The organism is Pseudomonas sp. GV085, from assembly GCF_003050925.1.
In the GTDB taxonomy this organism is placed as follows: domain Bacteria; phylum Pseudomonadota; class Gammaproteobacteria; order Pseudomonadales; family Pseudomonadaceae; genus Aquipseudomonas.
Genome location: NZ_QAOV01000005.1, coordinates 151,044 through 171,596, shown reverse-complemented (window position 1 = coordinate 171,596; position 20,553 = coordinate 151,044). Strand labels below are relative to the sequence as shown.

Annotated in this window: 14 protein-coding genes; 2 read left to right on the top strand and 12 right to left on the bottom strand. The window is 61.1% G+C overall.

What is annotated here, in order from left to right:
- Nucleotides 1-69: 69 nt before the first annotated feature.
- Nucleotides 70-807: an ABC transporter substrate-binding protein gene (locus tag C8K63_RS12545; protein ID WP_108216997.1), complete on the top strand. Its 738-nt coding sequence runs from the start codon at nucleotides 70-72 to the stop codon at nucleotides 805-807.
- Between the two features lie 139 nt (nucleotides 808-946).
- Here the strand turns inward: C8K63_RS12545 and yccS are convergent, their stop codons facing one another.
- From yccS to betI, 9 genes are all read right to left on the bottom strand, one after another.
- A complete protein-coding gene (yccS, locus tag C8K63_RS12540) occupies nucleotides 947-3,130 on the bottom strand; it encodes a YccS family putative transporter (protein ID WP_108216996.1) in 2,184 nt (727 codons plus the stop codon).
- 217 nt (nucleotides 3,131-3,347) lie between these two features.
- Nucleotides 3,348-4,526: an NAD(P)/FAD-dependent oxidoreductase gene (locus C8K63_RS12535; RefSeq protein WP_108216995.1), complete on the bottom strand. Its 1,179-nt coding sequence runs from the start codon at nucleotides 4,524-4,526 to the stop codon at nucleotides 3,348-3,350.
- A 157-nt stretch (nucleotides 4,527-4,683) separates the two neighbouring features.
- Nucleotides 4,684-6,021, bottom strand: coding sequence for an ATP-dependent RNA helicase DbpA (gene dbpA / locus C8K63_RS12530; RefSeq protein WP_371920759.1), 1,338 nt, complete (start codon nucleotides 6,019-6,021; stop codon nucleotides 4,684-4,686).
- A 248-nt stretch (nucleotides 6,022-6,269) separates the two neighbouring features.
- Complete coding sequence (gene mdtD, locus C8K63_RS12525) at nucleotides 6,270-7,697, bottom strand: multidrug transporter subunit MdtD (RefSeq protein ID WP_108216993.1); 1,428 nt, start codon at nucleotides 7,695-7,697, stop codon at nucleotides 6,270-6,272.
- A gap of 148 nt (nucleotides 7,698-7,845) precedes the next feature.
- The gene (locus C8K63_RS12520) at nucleotides 7,846-9,183 is read right to left on the bottom strand and encodes a TldD/PmbA family protein (protein WP_108216992.1); all 1,338 of its coding nucleotides are present in this window, start codon (nucleotides 9,181-9,183) and stop codon (nucleotides 7,846-7,848) included.
- The gene (locus tag C8K63_RS12515; protein WP_108216991.1) at nucleotides 9,183-10,625 is read right to left on the bottom strand and encodes a TldD/PmbA family protein; all 1,443 of its coding nucleotides are present in this window, start codon (nucleotides 10,623-10,625) and stop codon (nucleotides 9,183-9,185) included. Before C8K63_RS12515 ends, C8K63_RS12520 begins: the two co-directional genes overlap by 1 nt.
- Nucleotides 10,626-10,891: 266 nt before the next feature.
- Nucleotides 10,892-12,592, bottom strand: coding sequence for a choline dehydrogenase (gene betA / locus C8K63_RS12510; protein ID WP_108216990.1), 1,701 nt, complete (start codon nucleotides 12,590-12,592; stop codon nucleotides 10,892-10,894).
- A gap of 153 nt (nucleotides 12,593-12,745) precedes the next feature.
- A complete protein-coding gene (gene betB / locus C8K63_RS12505; protein WP_108216989.1) occupies nucleotides 12,746-14,218 on the bottom strand; it encodes a betaine-aldehyde dehydrogenase in 1,473 nt (490 codons plus the stop codon).
- A gap of 62 nt (nucleotides 14,219-14,280) precedes the next feature.
- Nucleotides 14,281-14,874, bottom strand: coding sequence for a transcriptional regulator BetI (gene betI, locus C8K63_RS12500; RefSeq protein ID WP_108216988.1), 594 nt, complete (start codon nucleotides 14,872-14,874; stop codon nucleotides 14,281-14,283).
- A gap of 380 nt (nucleotides 14,875-15,254) precedes the next feature.
- Between betI and C8K63_RS12490 the strand changes: the two genes are divergently transcribed.
- A complete protein-coding gene (locus tag C8K63_RS12490) occupies nucleotides 15,255-17,195 on the top strand; it encodes a BCCT family transporter (protein WP_223531498.1) in 1,941 nt (646 codons plus the stop codon).
- Nucleotides 17,196-17,378: 183 nt separating this feature from the next.
- Here C8K63_RS12490 and choV read toward each other — a convergent pair whose 3' ends face one another.
- The 3 genes from choV to C8K63_RS12475 all read right to left on the bottom strand — a co-directional run bounded on the left by choV (nucleotide 17,379) and on the right by C8K63_RS12475 (nucleotide 20,427).
- A complete protein-coding gene (choV, locus tag C8K63_RS12485) occupies nucleotides 17,379-18,560 on the bottom strand; it encodes a choline ABC transporter ATP-binding protein (RefSeq protein WP_108216986.1) in 1,182 nt (393 codons plus the stop codon).
- A complete protein-coding gene (gene choW / locus C8K63_RS12480) occupies nucleotides 18,557-19,402 on the bottom strand; it encodes a choline ABC transporter permease subunit (RefSeq protein ID WP_108216985.1) in 846 nt (281 codons plus the stop codon). Before choW ends, choV begins: the two co-directional genes overlap by 4 nt.
- Nucleotides 19,403-19,479: 77 nt before the next feature.
- Nucleotides 19,480-20,427, bottom strand: a complete 948-nt coding sequence (locus C8K63_RS12475) for a choline ABC transporter substrate-binding protein (protein WP_108216984.1) — start codon at nucleotides 20,425-20,427, stop codon at nucleotides 19,480-19,482.
- Nucleotides 20,428-20,553: the final 126 nt, after the last annotated feature.

The window sequence follows — 20,553 nt, the reverse complement described above, 5'->3', positions numbered from 1 at the left end:
TGTCAGTACGAGGCCTTGGGGTTTGGCTGAGAACACGTTGGGCAATCCGCCCGCTAAGGATTTTCTGGCATGCCGCGATTGCATCGAGCTTTTGCTTTGATTGGATTGCTGTTGCTGGTTCAGGGAGCAGCGGCAGAAAAACTGCGGTTGGTCGCTGATGCCTGGCCCCCTTTTACCGATTCCACGCTCCTCAACGGTGGTTTGGCCACGGATATTGTCAGTACCGCGCTCGCCAGGGCCGGCTATGCCAGTGAGTTTGAACAAGTGCCCTGGGCGCGGGCCTTGATGGGTGTGGGCGAGGGCCGCTACGACGTGCTGGTCAACGCCTGGTACAACGACGAGCGTACAAAATTCGGCCAGTTCTCCGGCGAATACCTGCTCAATCGCGTACGGTTTCTCAAGCGTAAAGACGTGCCCATCGAGTTCAACGACCTGCAGCAATTGCACACGTATCCAATTGCCATCGTGCGCGGTTACGCCTATTCGCCCGCGTTCGACAACGACGACTCATTGCAGAAAATCCCGGTGCACAGCTTCGCCATGGCAGTGCGCATGGTCGCGGCCGACCGGGTCAAACTGACACTGGAAGATGAGTACGTCGCCCGCTACTACCTGTCCCGTGAGTCACCCAAGGTACGAAACGCCGTGGAATTCCTGCCCAAGGCATTGAGTGAGAACAGCCTGCACATTCTGGTCAGCCTGAAGAATCCGCAGCATGAGCAGATCGTCGCCAGTTTCGACCGGGAGATTGCGGCGATGAAGGTGGACGGCAGTTATGACAATTTGGTGAAGCAGCATGGGATGTGAGTGGGTTGAGCCAGTTTCTGTGTTGTCTGAGCGGGCCTCTTCGCGAGCAGGCTCGCTCCCACACTAGATCTGCGTCGTTCACAAAACCAATGTGGGAGCGGGCTTGCCCGCGAAGAGGCTCGCCCAGACACAAGAGATCTCAATCCTCACTGGTGTCCTTGATCAGATGCGCCGCCAACGTCCGCAACGGCCCGAGTTGACGACAAATCAGCGCCAGTTGCGTCTGCACCAACCGCTGCCCCTCATCGATTTCATCGGGCATCTGTTCCAGTCCATAGGCAAGTGCTTCTTCCTCATCGCTTTGAATCGCAATTGAGGATTTGCTCGCCAGCCCATGAGCGATTTCGTCGATGCTCGCAGCCAGTTTCACCCCGGCCCCGTCGATCAAATGTTCATGCACGTCCGCTGGCAGTTGGGTTTCCCGGTGTGCGCCCAGGCCTGACAGGTAGCTGAGTAGCGTGTGCGACAGCACCAGGAAGCGGAATCCGACATCCGCTTCCTTACGGAAATGCCCAGGCTCCATCAGCATATTGGCCAGTGTGGTCGACAGCGCTGCGTCGGCGTTGTGCGCGTTGCGGCGGGCCAGGCGGTAAGCCAGGTCGTCGCTTTTGCCGGCCGCGTATTGCTGCATGATCTGGCGCAAGTAAATGCTGTTGCAGGCCAAGGTGTTGGCCAGCACTTTGTTCAGGCGTCGGCCCTGCCAGTCCGGCAGGAACAGGAACACCGCGAGCCCGGCGATCAGGCTGCCGAGCAAGGTATCGAACAGCCGTGGCAGGAACAGCCCGTAACCGTCACCCACCTGGTTGAAGCAGAACAGCACCATCAGGGTGATCGCCGCCGTCGCCAGGGTGTAGCGGGTGGTGCGGTTGGTAAAGAACACCACCCCGGCGGCAATAGCGAAACACGACTGGATCAGCGGGTTCGGGAACAGGTCGAACAACGCCCAGGCCAGGGTCAGGCCGATGGCGGTGCCGATGATCCGTTGACCGAGTTTGCGGCGGGTGGCGCCGTAGTTCGGTTGGCAAACGAACAGCGTGGTGAGGATGATCCAGTAGCCTTGGGACGGGTGAATCAAATGCACCATGGCGTAGCCAATGCTCAAGGCCAGGGGCAATCGCAGGGCATGGCGGAACAGCAGCGAGGTCGGCGTCAGCTGCGTGCGCAAGCGCAGCCACACGTCCTTGAGGCTGCGCGGCGAACGGTCGAGCAAGCTGCTGTCGGTGGCGTCGGCCAGGGCGTCGGGGTTGCTGGCATCGCTGAGCAAGCGGTCGAGAGTGCCAAGGTTGGCCGCCAGTGCCCGCAGTGAACGCAGCAAGCCGCGCCAGGCCGGGTTGCTCTGGATGCGCAGATGTTCCAGGGAGGCATCCAGGTCGCTCAGGGCCTCGGCGAAACTGGCGTCATAGGTGAACGGCTGGCGCATCTGGATCGATTCGGCCAGGGCTCGGCAAGCTTTGCCTTGCTGACGCAACAGGCGCTGACAGCGGAACATTACGTCGCTGTGGAAGAAGGCGTCGGCCAGGGCGTTGTATGGATAGTGCGATGAGCTGGCGCGTTCGTGGATGTCCTGCGCGAGGAAGTACAGTTTCAGGTAGCGGCTGACTTTCGACCCCGGGCGACCGTTGCCGACCCGGTGCAGGATGATTTCCTTGGCAGCGTTCAATGCCGCCACCACCCGACCGTTCTGCTGGGCCAGTTCCAGGCGCCGCGCCTCCACGTCCATCTGCCGGATCGGCTCGAACAGCGAGGATTTGAGCTTCAGGTAAAAGCCCAGCTCGCGGAACAGGCGCGCGAGGCTCTGCTGCACCGGCTGATTGGAAAACAGCGCCTGCCACAACACCGAGAGCAGGCCGTACCAGGCGGCACCGGCCACCAGCAGCACCGGCTCGTGCCAGACATCGATGACCGCGCCGCCGCGCTGGTCCACGCCGATCATGGTGTAGACCGAAAGGATCAACGTCGCCGAGGCAATCGCGCCATAGCGCTCGCCCAAGGCGCCGAGCATGGTCAGGCAGAACGCGGCCAGGGCGAAGGCGATGATAAACAGCGAGGGGTAGGGGAAGAGCAGCTCGACGGACAGGGCGGCAACCGCGAAACACACCAGCGTCACCGCCAGCGCGTTGAGACGGCCCTGCCAGCTGTCGTCGGTTTCGGCCAGGGCACTGGCGATAATCCCCAGGAACAACGGGATCAGCAGGCCCATTTCATCCTGATACCAACACAGCGCCATGGTGCCGGTCAGGGCAATGAATACCCGCACGCTGTAGCTGAATTTATCCAGCGCCCAGAGGCGACGCAGAGACTGGCGGAACGAAGTCGATGACATGAAATGCGAAGGCCTTCCGAGGCAATGACGCTAAATTGAGCCACTAATGACGCCGACGCAATGGCGTCGATCACATCAGACAGCAAAATCTGTTCCTTCCTTGGCGATATACCGCCTCTGTAGGAGCTGCCGAAGGCTGCGATCTTTTGACTTTGCTTTTCAAGATCAAAAGATCGCAGCCTCGTTTCACTCGGCAGCTCCTACAGGGGTGGTGCGATCAGACGTACTGCGCGGCGGCATACCCGGATGCCCAGGCCCACTGGAAGTTGAACCCGCCCAGGTGCCCGGTCACGTCCAGCACTTCGCCGATGAAGTACAGCCCCGGGCTTTTCAGCGATTCCATGGTCTTGGACGACACTTCATTGGTGTTGACGCCACCCAGGGTCACCTCGGCGGTGCGATAGCCTTCGGTGCCCGCCGGCACGACTTTCCAGCTCGCCAGTTTTTCCGCGATATCGGCCAGTTCCGCGTGGGTGTACTGCTTCATCGGTTTGGACACGAACCAGTTGTCCGCCAGCAGGTTGGCCATCTTCTTGGTGAAGATTTCCCCGAGCAGGGTTTTCAGCTCGCTATTGGGGCGTTCGGCCTGTTGCTGTTGCAGCCAGTCCGGTACGTCGTGATCCGGCAGCAGGTTGATCTCGACGGTATCGCCGGATTCCCAGAACGACGAGATCTGCAAAATCGCCGGGCCGCTGAGGCCGCGGTGGGTGAACAGGATGTTCTCGCGAAAGCTCTGGTCATTGCAGCTCACCAGGCAATCCACCGACGTGCCAGACAACTCGGTGCACAAGGCCTTGAGCTGATCGGTGATGGTGAACGGCACCAGGCCGGCGCGGGTTGGCAGCAGTTCGTGGCCAAACTGTTTGGCCACCTGGTAACCGAAGCCGGTGGCGCCCAGGGTCGGGATCGACAGGCCGCCGGTGGCGATCACCAGGGATTCGCACGTTATCTGGTCGAGCGTCGTGTCCAGCAAATAGCCCTTTTCGAGCTTCTCGATGGTCTGGATCGACGTGTCCAGGTGCAGGCTGACGCCGACCTGGTCGCACTCATTCAGGAGCATTTCCAGGATGTCGCTGGATTTGTTATCGCAGAACAACTGGCCGAGTTTTTTCTCGTGATACGGCACGCCATGCTTGGCCACCATGCCGATGAAATCCCACTGTGTGTAGCGGGCCAGGGCGGATTTGCAGAAGTGTGCATTCTGCGAGAGGAAATTGCCAGGTTCCGTGTACATGTTGGTGAAATTGCAGCGGCCACCGCCCGACATCAGGATTTTCTTGCCGGCCTTGTTGGCATGGTCCAGCAGCAACACCTTGCGCCCGCGCCCGGCGGCGGTCAGCGCACACATCAACCCTGCGGCGCCAGCGCCAATGATCACGACTTCGGTAGAGCGCAAAACGGTGTCCTCACAAATCTCACAGAGGTTACGGTCCCTGTAGGAGCGAGCTTGCTCGCGATGGGCGTCAACGATAACGCTGGCAGCCTGGCTCCACGCGGTGGGCTCAGGTTTTTCGCGAGCAAGCTCGCTCCTACAAGAGGAGGGCGGTGCGTTTTTACAAGATGCGCACGCGCAACGAACGGCCCTTGATCTTGCCGTCGTTCAAGCGCTGCAAGGCCTGCTTGGCGACGCCACGCTCCACGGCCACATAGGCCTGGAAGTCGAAAATCGCGATTTTGCCGACCTGGGCACCGGGGATGCCGGCATCACCGGTCAGTGCGCCGAGAATGTCGCCCGGGCGAACCTTGTCCTTACGGCCGGCAGCGATGCACAGCGTGCTCATCTGCGGCAACAGCGGACCACCACCCTTGGAGGTGAGGTTGTCGACCTGATCCCAGGTCAATGGCGTCTGCTGCAATTGCTCGATGGCTTGTGCGCGCTGTGCTTCGGACGGCGCGACAAGGCTGATCGCGAGGCCTTTCTCACCGGCGCGACCGGTACGGCCGACACGGTGGATGTGGATTTCCGAATCACGGGCCAGTTCGACGTTGATCACCATGTCCAGGGAATCGATGTCGAGACCGCGGGCGGCAACGTCGGTGGCGACCAGCACCGAAGTGCTGCGGTTGGCGAACATCGCCAATACCTGGTCGCGGTCACGCTGTTCCAGATCGCCGTGCAGGCCGACGGCGGAAATGCCTTTGGCGGTCAGGTGGTCGACGGTTTCCTGAACCTGCTGCTTGGTGTAGCAGAAAGCTACGCAAGAGGCCGGGCGGAAGTGGCCAAGCACCTTGGTCACCGCACTCATGCGGTCGTCCGGGGAAATCTCGTAGAAGCGCTGCTCGATCTGCGTGTCGTCGTGGAACGCTTCGGCCTTCACCTGCTGCGGGTTACGCATGAACTTCGAGGCCAACTGCTTGATGCCTGTCGGGTAGGTGGCGGAGAACAGCAGTGTCTGGCGACGCTCCGGGGCCTGCATGATGATTTCTTCGATGGAATCGTAGAAACCCATGTCGAGCATGCGGTCGGCTTCGTCGAGGATCAGGGTGTTGAGGCCGTGGAGTACCAGCGAGCCCTTGCGCAGGTGCTGCTGAATACGCCCCGGGGTGCCGACGATGATGTGCGCGCCATGTTCCAGCGAAGCGATCTGCGGGCCGAGGGACACGCCGCCGCACAGGGTCAGGACCTTGATGTTGTCTTCGGCACGGGCCAGGCGGCGGATTTCCTTGGCGACCTGGTCAGCCAGCTCGCGGGTCGGGCACAGGATCAGCGCCTGGCAACCGAAGTAGCGCGGATTGATCGGGTTCAGCAGGCCGATGCCGAACGCGGCGGTCTTGCCGCTGCCGGTCTTGGCCTGGGCGATCAGGTCCATCCCCTTGAGGATCACCGGCAAGCTTTGCGCCTGGATCGGCGTCATCTGGGCATAACCGAGGGAGTCGAGGTTAGCCAGCATGGCGGCGGACAGCGGCAAAGTATTAAATTCGGTGGCGATGGTGGTCACGGGACTGGCCTGCAAAACAAAATGTCGCGCAGTGTACCAGCCCGGTGGCCATTCGCCCGTAGTTTCCGGACGAGAAGTAGCCGAGCGATGACCAGGCAAGGCGAAAACAGGCGAGAAAGCGGAGTTGGCTTTAGCCAATGAGCATTTCGAGTCTGTTTTCAACGCAGCATGGTCGAGCGCAGGCACTTATCGTCCGGAAACTAAGGCTCTATGTGTTGTTCCGGACGCTTAACACGCCGTCCGTCATTCCGTGACAGCTGGGAAAAGATCGTCGCGGCCAGCATTGCCATGATTCCCACCGTCACAAACGTCAGTTGAAACGCGCCCAGAACTGTCTGCACGCCGTCGTTTCCAATCTCCGCGGTAAAGCCACCGAGCAACGCACCGGCGCACGCAACGCCCAGGCTCAGGGACAACTGTGCGACCACCGACAACAAACTGTTGCCGCTGCTGGCGCTGGCGTCGTCGAGGTCGATCAGGGTCACGGTGTTCATCGCGGTGAACTGCAAGGAGTTGATCGCCCCGAGGATCGCCAGCAGGCACAGCAGCAGCCAGTACGGCGTCTGCTCGCTGACCAGGCCCATGCTCGCCAGCATGATCCCCAGCGCCAGGGTGTTGCCGGTGAGCACGATGCGATAACCCAAACGCTCGATCAGCGGCCGCGCGACCCACTTGGCGATCATCGCCGCCGCCGCAAGCGGCAGCATGCTCATCCCGGCCTGGGACGGCGAATAGCCCAGCGCCACTTGCAGCAGCAATGGCACCAGAAAGGGCAGGGCGCCGCTGCCGAGACGGGCGAACAGGTTGCCGATAATGCCCACGGCAAAGGTCCGGGTCTTGAACAGCGACGGCGCGAACAGCGGGTTCTCGATGTGCCCGGCACGCAGCCAATACGCTGCCAGGCAAGCCATGCCGCCGAACAGCAGCAACATTACCCGCAAATGCGGCAGGTGCAGCTCGCCCAGGCCTTCCATGGCGATGGTGATCAAAATCATCGCCGCGCCGAACAGCACGAAACCCAGGCTATCGAAACGGGTGCGCTCGGTACCGCGAAGGTCGGGGATGAATTTCCACACGGCGTAGCAACCGACGACGCCGACGGGCAGGTTGATCAGGAAGATCCAGTGCCAGGTCAGGTATTGCACCATCCAGCCGCCCATGGTCGGACCGATCAAGGGGCCGAGCAACCCGGGAATGGTGATGAAACCCATGATCCGCACCAGTTCCGAACGCGGGTAGGCGCGCAACACTACCAGCCGCCCGACCGGCAACATCAACGCGCCACCCAGGCCCTGGATCACCCGGGCACCGATCAGCATGCTCAAGCTGCTCGACAGCGCGCAGAGCAGCGAACCGAAGCTGAACAACAGAATCGCGCTGAAGAAGATCTTTCGGGTGCCGAAGCGATCGGCGATCCAGCCCGAAGCCGGGATCAGCAACGCGACCGTGAGCATGTAGGCGATGATCACGCCCTGCATGCGCAATGGGTCTTCGGCCAAGTCGCGGGCCATGGCTGGCAGGGCAGTGTTGAGAATCGTCCCGTCGAGGGACTGCATGAAGAAGGCGATGGCGACGACCCACGGCACCCAGCGGGCGGTGACAGCGTCGAGAGGTGGGCGGTTGGGCATGGGACCTCTTGTCAGTGTGAGCTTTACTCCGTTCCTGCAGGAGCGAGCCTGCTCGCGATGAATGTGAAGGCGCTGCGTTTTTCCAGGCAGCACGCGTCATCGTTCACGACCATCGCGAGCAGGCTCGCTCCTACAGGGGTAGGCGTGTTTACAGTGTCAAAGTTAGTCGGCTGACCAGCGCCCCAGGCAACAACGCCGAAGCCGTCGCCCGCTGGCTGTAGGTACTGGCCGATAGCAACAACTCCCGCTCTTCGGTCAATGCTTCCAGCTGCGAACCGAGCAGGCTGAAAGCGCTGTCATCAAAACGCATGGTGCTGACCGGTGCCTGGATCTCGCCGTTCTCGACCCAGAACGTGGCAAAGCGGGTCATGCCGGTCAGGCGTGCAGCTGGTTGATCCGAGAAGTTCAGGTACCACAGGTTGCTGATGTACAACCCCGTGCCCAATTGCTTGAGGATGTCCGCGTCAGGCAATGCCCCGGCTTTCATGTTCAGTGCGCTCGGTGATTCACCGCCGCTGGCGCCATTGGCAGTCAAACCGTATTCAGCGGCGCTGCGCGAGCCGACCAGTTGCGCCCCGGTCTTGCCGTCGACGATCAACTTAAGGTCGCTGCGCGGATAACCCTCATCGGAAAACGCCGGGCTCAGCGAGCCGCTGACTTTTTCATCCAGCGAGACCAGCGGGCTGAACGCGCTGTCACCCCCGTAGAGCTTTTGCAGCGGGCTGCTTTTGCTGGCAATCGACTGTGCCGAGAAACCACCCCAGCACAGCATGCCCATGATTTCTTCCAGCGCCGCCGGTGCCAGGTAGGCGCGGTACTGGCCGGGCGCCAGGGTGCGCAGCGGCCGACCCAGAAACTCAAGCTGCTCGCGGGCTTGCTGGAAGCGTTTGGTAAAGCCTTCGCTGCTCCAGTCGTGCCCGGCGTAGCTGGCTTTCACGGCCTGGCCATTCTCGTGGAACAGGCTGAAGTCGAAATTGAAACTGTTGGCCTGATGCCAGCCGAAGGCGCCCGAAGAACTGGCAAAGCCACGACTGATAGGCCCTGCAGCATAGAATCCGACCAGATCCAGGCCTTCGGCGGCCTGGGTGATTTGCGCGACGACCTGCTCGGTGTCCGGCAGCGGGTGCGACTGCACGTTGTCGCTCTGCCAGCCGTTGTGGTTGAGCAGCAAGTAAGGGTCCGCAGGCAACAGTGGCAGGGTTTCACGCAACTGTTGCAGACCTTCGCTCAGGCGCTGCGCATCCACCTGCGGATCGCCGGCCAGGGTGATGTGCAGGTCGGCATGGCGGCCTTCGTTGATCAGCTTCAGTCCGATACTCGCCTGCTGCACCTGACCGGCCTGACGCACCTTGGCGTGGTTGAAACGTACGAAGGCCGACGACTCGGCGGCGTAGCTGAGGGTGAACTGCTCAGGCTCGTGAAGCGCTTCACGCAGGCTGTTGACCAGTGCCTTGAACGACGCGGACTGGCTGTTTGAAGGATTCATCAGGCGTCTCCTCCGAATACATCAACGTTGCTGAACACGCAGGCCGGTGATGCGTGACCGACGCGGATCACCTGGTTCGGTTCACCCTTGCCGCAGTTCGGTGTGCCGAGGACCTTGAAGGTACTGGCATCGCCGACGGCGCTGAGGCTCTTCCAGAATTGCGCGGAGATGCCCCGGTAATTGGGGTTCTTGACCACGCCCTTGAGTTCGCCGTATTCGATAATTTGGCCCCATTCGCAACCGAACTGGAATTTGTTGCGCGCATCGTCGATCGACCATGAACGGTTGGTCGACATCAGCACGCCGTGTTCGATACCGCCGATCAGCCGTTCGATGGACTGATCGCCAGGCTCGATGTTGAGGTTGGCCATGCGGTCGATGGGCGGGCGGTTCCAGCCGCAGGCACGGCTGTTGGCGACGCCGTCCATGCCGGCACGGAATTGTGACAACGCACCACCCAGCGGGCGCAGCAACAGGCCTTCACGGATCAGGAACTGTTTACTGGCGGGCGTGCCGTCGTCGTCATGGCCGTAACTGGCGAGCTCCTCGGGGATGTCCGGGTCGAAGGTCACGTTGAGCAGGCCGGAACCGTATTGCAGGCGGCCGAAATCACTGGCTTTGACGAAACTGGTGCCGGCGTAATTGCGCTCGTCGCCGAGGATGCGGTCCAGCTCCAGCGGGTGGCCGATGGACTCGTGGATTTGCAGCATCATCTGATCGGGCATCAGCAGCAGGTCGCGCTTGCCTTGCGGGGTGTTCGGCGCCAGGAGCAATTGCAGGGCCTGATCGGCCACCTGGGCACCGGCACCGATCAGGCCGCAGCGGCTGATGACGTCCGCCGCGCCTTGCTGGCCGAAATTCTCGCGGCCAAGGCTGCGGGTCTGGCTGTCGTTGCCGTCGTAGGCCGTGACGTCCAGGCCAGGGTAGACAAAGCGTTGGGCCTGGCGCAGTTCGGCACCGGCGCTGTTGAGGTAAATCTGCTCGACGTGGGTGATGCCGAGGCTGACCTGCCAGTTTACCAAGCGTTCGTCCTTGGGCACGGCAGCCGACTCGGTACCGAGCAGTTGGTAGCAGTCGCTCAGGGACGGGAAGGCCTGGTCGAGGTTGGGCGAAAAGTAATCGGCGCGGTCGCTGGAAACAGCCTGTTCACGCAGGTCCAGCAAGGCGTGGGGCTTGAGTCGGCGGGCCTGGAGTTCGGCGCGTTCGAGGGCGGCTTGCAGGCCTTGTTGCGACAGGTCGTTGGTCGCCGCATAGGCCTCGACGCCATTGACCCGCACGGTCAGCATCGCCCCTTCGTCACGGCTCAGGCTCGGCGGTTCGGCGACGTTCTTGCGCACCGACAGGTACTGCCCGGATTCGCGCACATAACGCAGGGAAAAGAATTCGGCACCCGTGCGCAAGGCGGCGAAGCGCTGCTTGAGCTGGGGATGGAAATCGAACATTCGTGAACCTCCTGGGTATGGAGTGGCGATGGAGCGGTGCTGCGAGGGGGGGAACGATTGCGTGGCGCTAGATTAGGCCTGCGAGGGGGGAGGATCAAGTTTGGATCTGTGGAAGGGGGATTACTGGGAGCTGTGTGTTGTTTGATCGGGTGCCATCGCGAGCAAGCTCGCTCCCACAGGTCCACGGTTGGATCACAAATCTGCAATCCAACCGTGGACCTGTGGGAGCGAGCTTGCTCGCGATGGGTTCGACGCGGTCTGCCGCCTTACGCCGTCTGGCTCACTTCCCGCACCGGCTTGCCCTTCACCGGTGCTTCACCCGCCACGTAGTAAGTGGCGGTGCTGCGCGGCAACGGCTTGCGGCCACGGATCTTGTCGGCGATTTTCTCGGCCATCATGATCGTGGGTGCGTTGAGGTTACCGGTGGTGATGATCGGCATGATCGAGGCATCGACCACACGCAGGCCTTGCATGCCATGCACGCGACCTTCGCTATCGACCACGGCCATCTCGTCGGTGCCCATCTTGCACGAGCAGGACGGGTGGAACGCGGTTTCGGCGTGCTCGCGGATGAACTTGTCCAGCTGCTCGTCGCTTTGCACGTCGATGCCCGGGCTGATCTCGCGGCCACGGAAGGCGTCCAGCGCAGGCTGCTGCATGATTTCACGGGTCAGGCGGATGCCGTCGCGGAATTCCTGCCAGTCCTGCTCGGTGGCCATGTAGTTGAACAGGATGCTCGGGTACTGGCGCGGGTCCTTGGACTTGGCCTGGATGCGACCACGGCTTGGCGAACGCATGGAGCCCATGTGCGCCTGGAAACCGTGCTCTTTCACACCGTTGCTGCCGTTGTAGTTAATCGCCACCGGCAGGAAGTGGTACTGGATGTTCGGCCATTCGAATTCCGGACGGGTGCGGATGAAACCGCCGGCTTCGAACTGGTTGCTGGCGCCGATGCCGGTGCCGTTGAACAGCCATTCGGCACCGATGGCTGGCTGGTTGTGCAGGAGCAGCGACGGGTACAGCGAAACCGGTTGGGTGCAAGCGTATTGCAGGTACAACTCAAGGTGATCCTGCAGGTTTTCACCGACACCCGGCAGGTCGTGGACCACTGGAATGTCGAGCTTGTTCAGCAACTCGGCCGGGCCGACGCCGGAGCGTTGCAGGATCTGCGGCGAAGCGATGGCGCCGGAGCACAGCAGCACTTCCTTGCGCGCTTTGACTTCAACTCGCTCTTCAGCGGCGCCGACCAGGTAACGCACGCCGACCGCACGCTTGCCTTCGAACAGGATCTTGTCGGTCAGGGCGTGGGTGACGATGGTCAGGGTCGAACGCTTCTTGGCGACGTCCAGGTAGCCGCGGGCGGTGGAGGCACGACGACCCTTGGGCGTCACGGTGCGGTCCATCGGGCCGAAGCCTTCCTGTTGGTAGCCGTTGAGGTCTTCGGTACGCGGGTAACCGGCCTGCACGCCCGCTTCCACCATGGCGTGGAACAGCGGGTTGTTGCCGGCTTTAGGCGTGGTCACGCTGACCGGGCCGTCGCCACCGTGGTAGTCGTTCGGGCCGATGTCACGGGTTTCCGCTTTACGGAAATACGGCAGGCAGTCCAGGTACGACCAGTCTTCCAGGCCTGGCAGTTTCGCCCAGCCGTCGTAGTCCATGGCGTTGCCGCGGATGTAGCACATGCCGTTGATCAGCGAGGAACCGCCCAGACCCTTGCCGCGACCGCATTCCATGCGGCGACCGTCCATGTGCGGCTCAGGATCGGTTTCGTAGGCCCAGTTGTAGCGACGGCCTTGCAGCGGGAACGCCAGGGCGGCCGGCATCTGCGTGCGGAAATCCATGCGGTAGTCCGGGCCGCCCGCTTCGAGCAGCAGGACGGTGACGCCGGCGTCTTCGGTCAGACGGGTCGCCAGGGTGTTACCGGCCGAGCCGGCACCGATGATGATGTAGTCGAATTCTTGGGACATTGAATGCACCCTCTTTGAAGTTGGTCAGGTCAGGCCTGACGAGTGCTGCGCACTCGATTCGCTGGCAAGCCAGTTCCTACAGGTCATGCGCTGCCCTTTGTAGGAGCGGGCTTGCCCGCGAAGGGGGCCTCGCAGGCAATACAAGACTCGGGGTTAGAACACCGAGACGTAATCGCCCAGCTCGACCTGTACCGATTTGATGCGGGTGAAGTTGTTCAGCGAGCTGATGCCGTTCTCACGGCCGACACCCGACTGCTTGTAGCCGCCAACCGGCATCTTCGCGTCGGACTCGCCCCAGGCGTTGATCCAGCAGATACCGGCTTCCAGTTGATGAATCACGCGGTGCGCGCGGTTCAGGTCGCGGGTGACGATACCGGCGGCCAGGCCGAAGTCGGTGTCGTTGGCGCGACGGATCACTTCTTCTTCGGTTTCGTAGGTGAGGATCGCCATCACCGGGCCAAAGATTTCTTCACGCACGATGGTCATGTCGTCGGTGCAGTCGGTGAACACGGTCGGGGCCACGAACGCACCCTTGGCGAATTCGCCGTCGGTCAGGCGTTCGCCGCCGCACAGGACGCGGGCGCCTTCTTCCTTGCCCTTGGCGATGTAGCCCAGCACGCTTTCCATGTGGGCGAAGCTGACCAGTGGGCCGAAGTTGGTGTTTTCGTCTTCCGGGTTGCCGACGCGGATGCGCGCAACGCGCTCAACGATTTTGGCTTCGAAAGCGGTTTTCAGGTGAGCCGGTACGAACACGCGAGTGCCGTTGGTGCAGACCTGGCCGGAGCTGTAGAAGTTGGCCATCATCGCGGTGTCGGCAGCGCGATCGAGGTCGGCGTCGTCGCAGATGATCAGCGGGGATTTGCCGCCCAGTTCCATGGTCACGTCCTTGAGCGACGAAGCCGAAGCGCTGGCCATGACTTTCTTGCCGGTATCGGTGCCGCCGGTGAAGGAGACTTTCTCGATGCGCGGGTGCTCGGTCAGCCAGGTGCCGACTTCGCGGCCGCTGCCGGTCAGGACGTTGAACACGCCGTTTGGCACGCCGGCTTCGGTGTAGATCTCGGCCAGTTTCAGGGTGGTCAGCGAGGTGACTTCACTTGGCTTGAAGATCATCGCGTTACCGGCCGCCAGGGCAGGTGCGGATTTCCACAGGGCGATCTGGATCGGGTAGTTCCACGCGCCGATACCGGCCACGATGCCCAGCGGCTCGCGACGGGTGTAGACGAACGAAGTGGTGCGCAGCGGGATCTGCTCGCCTTCGATGGCCGGTACCAGGCCAGCGTAGTACTCCAGCACGTCAGCACCGGTGACGATGTCGACGTAGCGGGTTTCGGAGTAGGCCTTGCCGGTGTCCAGGGTTTCCAGGGCGGCCAGTTCGTCGTTGCGCTCGCGCAGGATTTCCACGGCACGACGCAGGATGCGCGAACGCTCCATCGCGGTCATTGCAGCCCAGATTTTCTGGCCCTTTTCGGCACTGACCACAGCGCGCTCGACGTCTTCCTTGGTCGCACGTTGTACTGTTGCGAGGACTTCACCGTTAGCCGGGTTGATGGCTTCGAAAGTGGCGTCGCTGCTGGCGTCACTGTAAGCGCCATCGATGTAGAGTTTTTGCAGTTCGAAACGGGCCATAGAGTCCTCGCAAGAGCATTAAGTGGTTGGCACGGTCCGGTGGTTGAGCGTTTATGTGTGCTCTAACTCACCCGCTTGGCCAGTTGTGTATCCATGTATTCGTAAGCGATCCGTTGCGCCTGCTCAGTGTCGAAAGCATCTCCCGACAGCGCGCCGCGCAACCACAAACCGTCGATCAACGCTGCCAGGCCCCGGGCGGCACTGCGCGCATCATTGAGCGGCAGCACACGGCGGAACTGGCAGCACAGGTTGGAATACAGACGGTGATCGTTGATCCGCTGCAACCTGTGCAAAGACGGCTGGTGCATGCTGGTGGCCCAGAAGGCCAGCCAGGTTTTCATTGCCGGGCCATTGACCTGGCTGGCGTCGAAGTTGCCTTCGATGATCACCTGCAGATGCGCCCGGGGGCTGTCATCTTTCAGCGCCTGTCGGCGCGCGGTGACGCTCTCGCTCAGGACCGTCATCAGGTGCCCCATGGTGGCGGCGATCAGGCCATTCTTGTCCTGAAAGTAGTGACTGATGATGCCGTTCGAGACACCGGCCAAGCGGGCGATCAGCGCAATGCTGGCGTCCCCCATTCCGACCCGATCGACGGCCTGCAAAGTGGCTTCGATCAATTGCTGGCGGCGGATGGGTTGCATACCGACCTTGGGCATCTTGCACATCTCCTTAGGCCTTCCGGTGGACGCAGGACGGCTACCGGGTTGAAGGCCAGTCTATTTTGTTTTGATTGAACGTTCAATCAACAAAGAATAAGATCTGCGACAAATCGTCGCTGTCTACAGAATTTTCCTACATGTAGCGACGGAAAAAACGACTTCCGAAACTGCTCGAAACCTACGCGCTGCGGCGCTCCAGGGGTTTCGGGCTTTTTTCGGGCTGTCTTTATATCACCCGCCGGTCGGCTGCCCACTAACCGATTGGTCGGGTACCCGTTTGTCTTGCGTTCTTCTCTCGCACTGCCCGGAGCATCTGCGCCATGAGTTCTGCCTCACTAATAAAGACCCCACCCGAGAAGGTGACGGTCAACGGTTGGGTGTTCTACACCTCTACCGCGTTGATTCTGTTGTTGACCGCCATTCTGATCATCGCCCCGCAAGAGGCCGGCAGAATGCTCGGCATTGCCCAGGCCTGGTTGTCCCGCAGCTTCGGCTGGTACTACATGGTGGTGATCGCCGCTTATCTGGTTTTTGTGGTTGGCCTGGCGTTTTCGTCCTACGGCAAACTCAAGCTCGGCAGCAAGGACGACACCCCGGACTTCAGCTATGGCGCCTGGGCGGGGATGCTGTTTTCGTCGGGTATCGGCATCTCGTTGCTGTACTTCGGTGCTTCCGAGCCGCTGGACCACTACTTCAACCCACCGGAAGGTGTGGCCGGCAGCAACCTTGCCGCCCGTCAGGCCGTTCAGCTGACATTCCTGCACTGGGGCCTGCACGGCTGGGCGATTTACGCACTGGTCGGTCTGGCCGTTGCCTATTTTGCTTACCGTCATAACCAGCCGTTGGCGTTGCGTTCGGCGCTGTATCCGCTGGTGGGCGAGCGTTGGGTCAAGGGCGCGGCCGGGCATGCGGTGGACGGTTTTGGCATGTTCGTGACCCTGCTGGGTCTGGTGACCAATCTGGGGATTGGTTCGCTGCAAGTGTCGTCGGGGCTGGAAAACCTGTTCGGCATGGAGCACAGCAACACCAACCTGCTGATCGTGATCATCGTGATGAGCACCGTGGCGACCATCGCTGCCGTGTCGGGCGTGGAAAACGGCATCCGTCGTCTGTCCAACCTCAACATCGTGCTGTTCAGCGGCCTGCTGATTTTCGTCCTGTTGTTTGGCCCGACCCTGCATCTGCTCAACGGCTTCGTGCAGAACGTCGGTGACTACCTGAACGGCGTGGTGCTGAAGACTTTCGACCTCTATGTGTACGAAGGCGACAGTGAGAAGTCCGACCGCTGGCTGGGCCTGTGGACCCTGTTCTACTGGGCCTGGTGGATTTCCTGGGCGCCATTCGTGGGCATGTTCATCGCGCGTATTTCCCGTGGTCGCACGGTGCGCGAGCTGGTCGCCGGCGTGCTGCTGATTCCGCTGGGCTTCACTCTGGCGTGGCTGTCGATCTTCGGCAACTCGGCCCTGGACCTGGTGATGAACCACGGGGCGGTAGAGCTCGGGAAGACGGCGCTGGAACAGCCGTCCATGGCGATCTACCAGTTGCTTGAGCATTACCCGGCGTCGAAAGTGGTGATCGGCGTGTCGATCTTTGTCGGTTTTGTGCTGTTCCTGACCCCGGCGGATTCCGGCGCGGTGATGATGGCCAACCTGTCCTGCAAGGGCGGCAATGTCGACGAAGACGCACCGCACTGGCTGCGGATCTTCTGGTCGGCGGTGATCACCCTGGTGACCATCGGCCTGCTGTTCGCCGGCAACTTCGAAGCCATGCAAACCATGGTGGTGCTGGCCGGTCTGCCGTTCTCGGTGGTGCTGGTGTTCTTCATGTTTGGCTTGCACAAGGCCATGCGCCAGGATGTGCAGATCGAACAGGAACAAGCCGAGTTGGCGGCACGCGGTCGTCGTGGCTTCAGCGAGCGGTTGACCCAACTGGACCTGCAACCGAACCAGTCGGTCGTGCAGCGTTTCATGGACAAGCACGTTAGCCCGGCGCTGGAAGATGCGACGGTGCAAATGCGTGCTCGAGGTCTGCAAGTGCAGACGCTGCTGGGCAAGTCCAAGCGCTGCATGGGCGTGCGGGTCGAGATGGAAGAGGGCAATCCTTTCGTCTACGAAGTCAGCCTGGACGGGTACCTGGCCACACCGACCGAATCGGCTCAGTCCGATGAGGCGCGTCAGCGTTACTACCGTGCCGAGGTGTATCTGCATAACGGCAGCCAGGACTACGACTTGATGGGCTTCACCCAGGATCAGATCACCCGTGATGTGCTCGATCAGTTTGAAAGCCATCGGCAGCTCCTTGGCCGCGTCTATAGCTGAGTGAACGAAACCTGTTGCAGCGCATAGCTTGTAGGAGCTGGCTTGCCAGCGAAGGATCCACCGCGGTGTGTCTGACGCGCCGCCTTCGCTGGCAAGCCAGCTCCTACAGAGGTGGCGGTGATTCAAGCAATGGGTTCAAACAAAAACGCCGCGATCTCTCGCGGCGTTTTCGTTTCTGTTGCCTTACCCCAGGTTCTTGCCGAGCAGCGCGTGATACAGCTCGCTGTCGCCGAGAATCCCCACCACCTTGTTGTTGTTGTCGTGCAGCACCAGTTTGTTGCCGGTCTGATAACGAATCTGCAGCGCATCGCGCATGCCGATGTTCGAGTCCACCAGGGTTGGTCGACGACCCAGGCCTTCAACGGCCTGACCCGGTACCCAGTTCTGCAAGTCCAGGGCAGACCCGTTCTGGCGAGCGCCCTTGATGGTGTTGCCCTCGGCCAGGTCCAGCCACGAATCGCCGCCCGGATCCAGGCATACCGAACCGTTGATACGTTTGCAGTTGTCCAGGGTGCGCATCAGGCTGCGACCGCACAGTACGTTCAGCGGGTTGGTGTGAGCCACGAAGGTCCGCACGTAGTCGTCCGCAGGGTTGAGGACGATTTCTTCCGGCTTGCTGTACTGGATGATCCGGCCGTCTTTCATGATCGCGATACGGCTGCCGAGTTTCAGCGCTTCATCAAGGTCGTGGCTCACGAAGACGATGGTCTTGTGCAGCTTGCGTTGCAGTTCCAGCAGTTCGTCTTGCAGGCCCTGACGGATCAGCGGGTCGAGTGCCGAGAACGGTTCGTCCATCAGCAGAATGTCAGCGTCCATCGCCAGGGCACGGGCCAGGCCCACGCGTTGCTGCATACCACCGGACAACTCATCGGGTTTCTTGTTGCGCCACTGGGCCAGGCCCACCAGCTCAAGCTTTTCGTCCACCAGTTTGCGTCGTTCTTTCTCGGGACGACCCTGCATTTCCAGGCCGAAGCTGATGTTTTCGCGAACGGTCAGCCAGGGCATCAGGGCGAACTTCTGGAACACCATCGCAATGCGCTTGGTGCGCATCATTTTCAGTTCGGCGGGGCTGCAGGACGCGATGTCGATCTGCTTGCCTTCGTGCTCGACGAACAACTTGCCACGGCTGACAGTGTTGAGGCCGTTGATGCAGCGCAGCAGGCTGGACTTGCCGGAGCCGGACAGGCCCATCAGTACGCAGATTTCACCTTTTTCGATATCCAGGCTGGCTTTTTCAACGCCGACAATCTGCCCGGTCTTTTTCAGGATCTCGTTACGGGTCATGCCCTGATCCAGCAGCTTGAGCGCCTCGCGTGGATCCTTGGAGAAGATAACGTCAACGTTATCGAAGCGAATAATGCTCATGCGTCACCCCCTACTTTGGCGTCGGGTTGTTTGCAGATACGGTCGAGCATGATCGCCAGCAGTACGATCGCCAGGCCTGCTTCGAAGCCCAGGGCGATATCAGCAGTGTTCAGTGCGTTGACCACCGGTTTGCCCAGGCCATCGGCGCCCACCAGTGCGGCGATCACCACCATCGAAAGGGACAGCATGATGCACTGGGTGATGCCTGCCGCAATGCTTGGCATGGCGTGGGGCAGTTCGATCCGCGAGAGCAGCTGACGGCGCGAGCAGCCAAAGGCCTTGCCGGCGTCCATCAATTCTTCCGGTACATCGCGGATACCCAGGTAAGTCAGGCGGATGGGCGCGGCAATCGCGAACACCACCGTGGAGATCAGGCCCGGGACCACACCCAGCCCGAAGAGGGTGAGGGTAGGAATGAGGTACACGAAAGTCGGTACGGTCTGCATCAGATCGAGTACCGGACGCATTAAAGTATAGAACATCGGCTTGTGCGCGGCGACGATGCCCAGCGGCACGCCGATGACCACGCAGACCAGGGTGGCGAACATCACCTGGGCGAGGGTTTCCATGGTTTCCTGCCAGTACCCCAGATTGAGGATCAGCAGAAAGGAGGCAACGACAAACGCGGTCAGACCCCATTTACGTTGAATGAAATGTGCCAGTAGTGCGATTAGGCCGATCAGTGCCAGCGGGTTGAACCAGGTCAGCGCAAAGGTCACGCCGTGGATCATCGTTTCCAGAGACACGGCGATTGCGTCGAAGGTGCTGGCGCCGTGTTGCGTCAACCATTCAACAAAGCCCGCGATGTACTGGCCTAGGGGTATTTTCTGATCAATCAGCATGGTAGTGAACGTCCGCATGCAAGGTAATTAACAGCCCGGACGGTGTGGGCCGTCCGGCATAAGCGATGCTCCCTAATTCAAGGCGTCACTTTGGCTTTCACGGCCTCCAGGCCAGGTTTACCGTCAATGGTGGTCACGCCAGCGAGCCAGGTATCGAGCACCTGTGGATTCTTTTTCAGCCAGGCCTTGGCGGCCGCGTCAGGCTTCATCTTGTCGTCCAGGATGTTGCCCATCAGTTCACTTTCCATGTCGACGGTGAACTCCAGGTTCTTCAGCAACTGGCCGACGTTGCTGCACTCCTGCGCATAACCCTTGCGGGTGTTGGTCGCCACGGTGGCGGCACCGAAGTCCGGGCCGAAGAAGTCATCACCACCGGTCAGGTATTGAATCTTGAAACGCTTGTTCATCGGGTGCGGCGCCCAGCCGAGGAACACCACGGCGGTGTCGCGTTTCTGCGCGCGGTCGACCTGCGACAGCATGCCGGCTTCGCTGGACTCGACGACCTTGAAGCCGGCGTCCTTGAGGCCGAAGGCGTTCTTGTCGATCATCGACTGGATCAGGCGGTTGCCGTCGTTGCCAGGCTCGATGCCGTAGATCTTGCCATCGAGTTCCTTCTTGAATTTGGCGATGTCGGCGAAGTCATGCAGGCCCTTGTCGTACAGCGCCTGGGGGACGGCGAGGGTGTACTTGGCGCCCTTGAGGTTGGTACGCACGGTCTCCACGGTGCCGGCATCGCGGTAAGCCTTGATGTCGTTTTCCATGGTCGGCATCCAGTTGCCCAGGAACACGTCCATGTTCTTGCCGTCGGCCAGGGACTTGTAGGTCACGGGCACGGAAATCATGGTGGTCTTGGTCTTGTAGCCAAGGGCATTGAGCACGACGCTGGTGGTCGCGGTAGTCGCGGTGATGTCGGTCCAGCCGACATCGGAGAAGTTTACGGTACTGCACTGCGCCGGTTCTGCAGCTTGCGCCAGAACCGGCAGACTAAGCATGGCGGCCAACAACAACGACGGGGAACCTTTCATGGATGGACTCCTTGGTGTTTTTTTTGGCAGTGTTCCGACTGGACCACCGCACTTATAGGTTGCGGTTGGGTGGCGTTCTGGAGACAGCTCTACCACGTCGCCTTGCAATCGAGTCGATATGATCAT

Bases quoted from the DNA above. Each gene is read 5' to 3' on its own strand.
- C8K63_RS12545 (WP_108216997.1), top strand. From the start codon at position 70: ATGCCGCGATTGCATCGAGCTTTTGCTTTGATTGGATTGCTGTTGCTG.
- yccS (WP_108216996.1), bottom strand. From the start codon at position 3,130: ATGTCATCGACTTCGTTCCGCCAGTCTCTGCGTCGCCTCTGGGCGCTG.
- dbpA (WP_371920759.1), bottom strand. From the start codon at position 6,021: ATGCTGGCTAACCTCGACTCCCTCGGTTATGCCCAGATGACGCCGATC.
- mdtD (WP_108216993.1), bottom strand. From the start codon at position 7,697: ATGCCCAACCGCCCACCTCTCGACGCTGTCACCGCCCGCTGGGTGCCG.
- C8K63_RS12520 (WP_108216992.1), bottom strand. From the start codon at position 9,183: ATGAATCCTTCAAACAGCCAGTCCGCGTCGTTCAAGGCACTGGTCAAC.
- C8K63_RS12515 (WP_108216991.1), bottom strand. From the start codon at position 10,625: ATGTTCGATTTCCATCCCCAGCTCAAGCAGCGCTTCGCCGCCTTGCGC.
- betA (WP_108216990.1), bottom strand. From the start codon at position 12,592: ATGTCCCAAGAATTCGACTACATCATCATCGGTGCCGGCTCGGCCGGT.
- betB (WP_108216989.1), bottom strand. From the start codon at position 14,218: ATGGCCCGTTTCGAACTGCAAAAACTCTACATCGATGGCGCTTACAGT.
- betI (WP_108216988.1), bottom strand. From the start codon at position 14,874: ATGCCCAAGGTCGGTATGCAACCCATCCGCCGCCAGCAATTGATCGAA.
- choV (WP_108216986.1), bottom strand. From the start codon at position 18,560: ATGAGCATTATTCGCTTCGATAACGTTGACGTTATCTTCTCCAAGGAT.
- choW (WP_108216985.1), bottom strand. From the start codon at position 19,402: ATGCTGATTGATCAGAAAATACCCCTAGGCCAGTACATCGCGGGCTTT.
- C8K63_RS12475 (WP_108216984.1), bottom strand. From the start codon at position 20,427: ATGAAAGGTTCCCCGTCGTTGTTGTTGGCCGCCATGCTTAGTCTGCCG.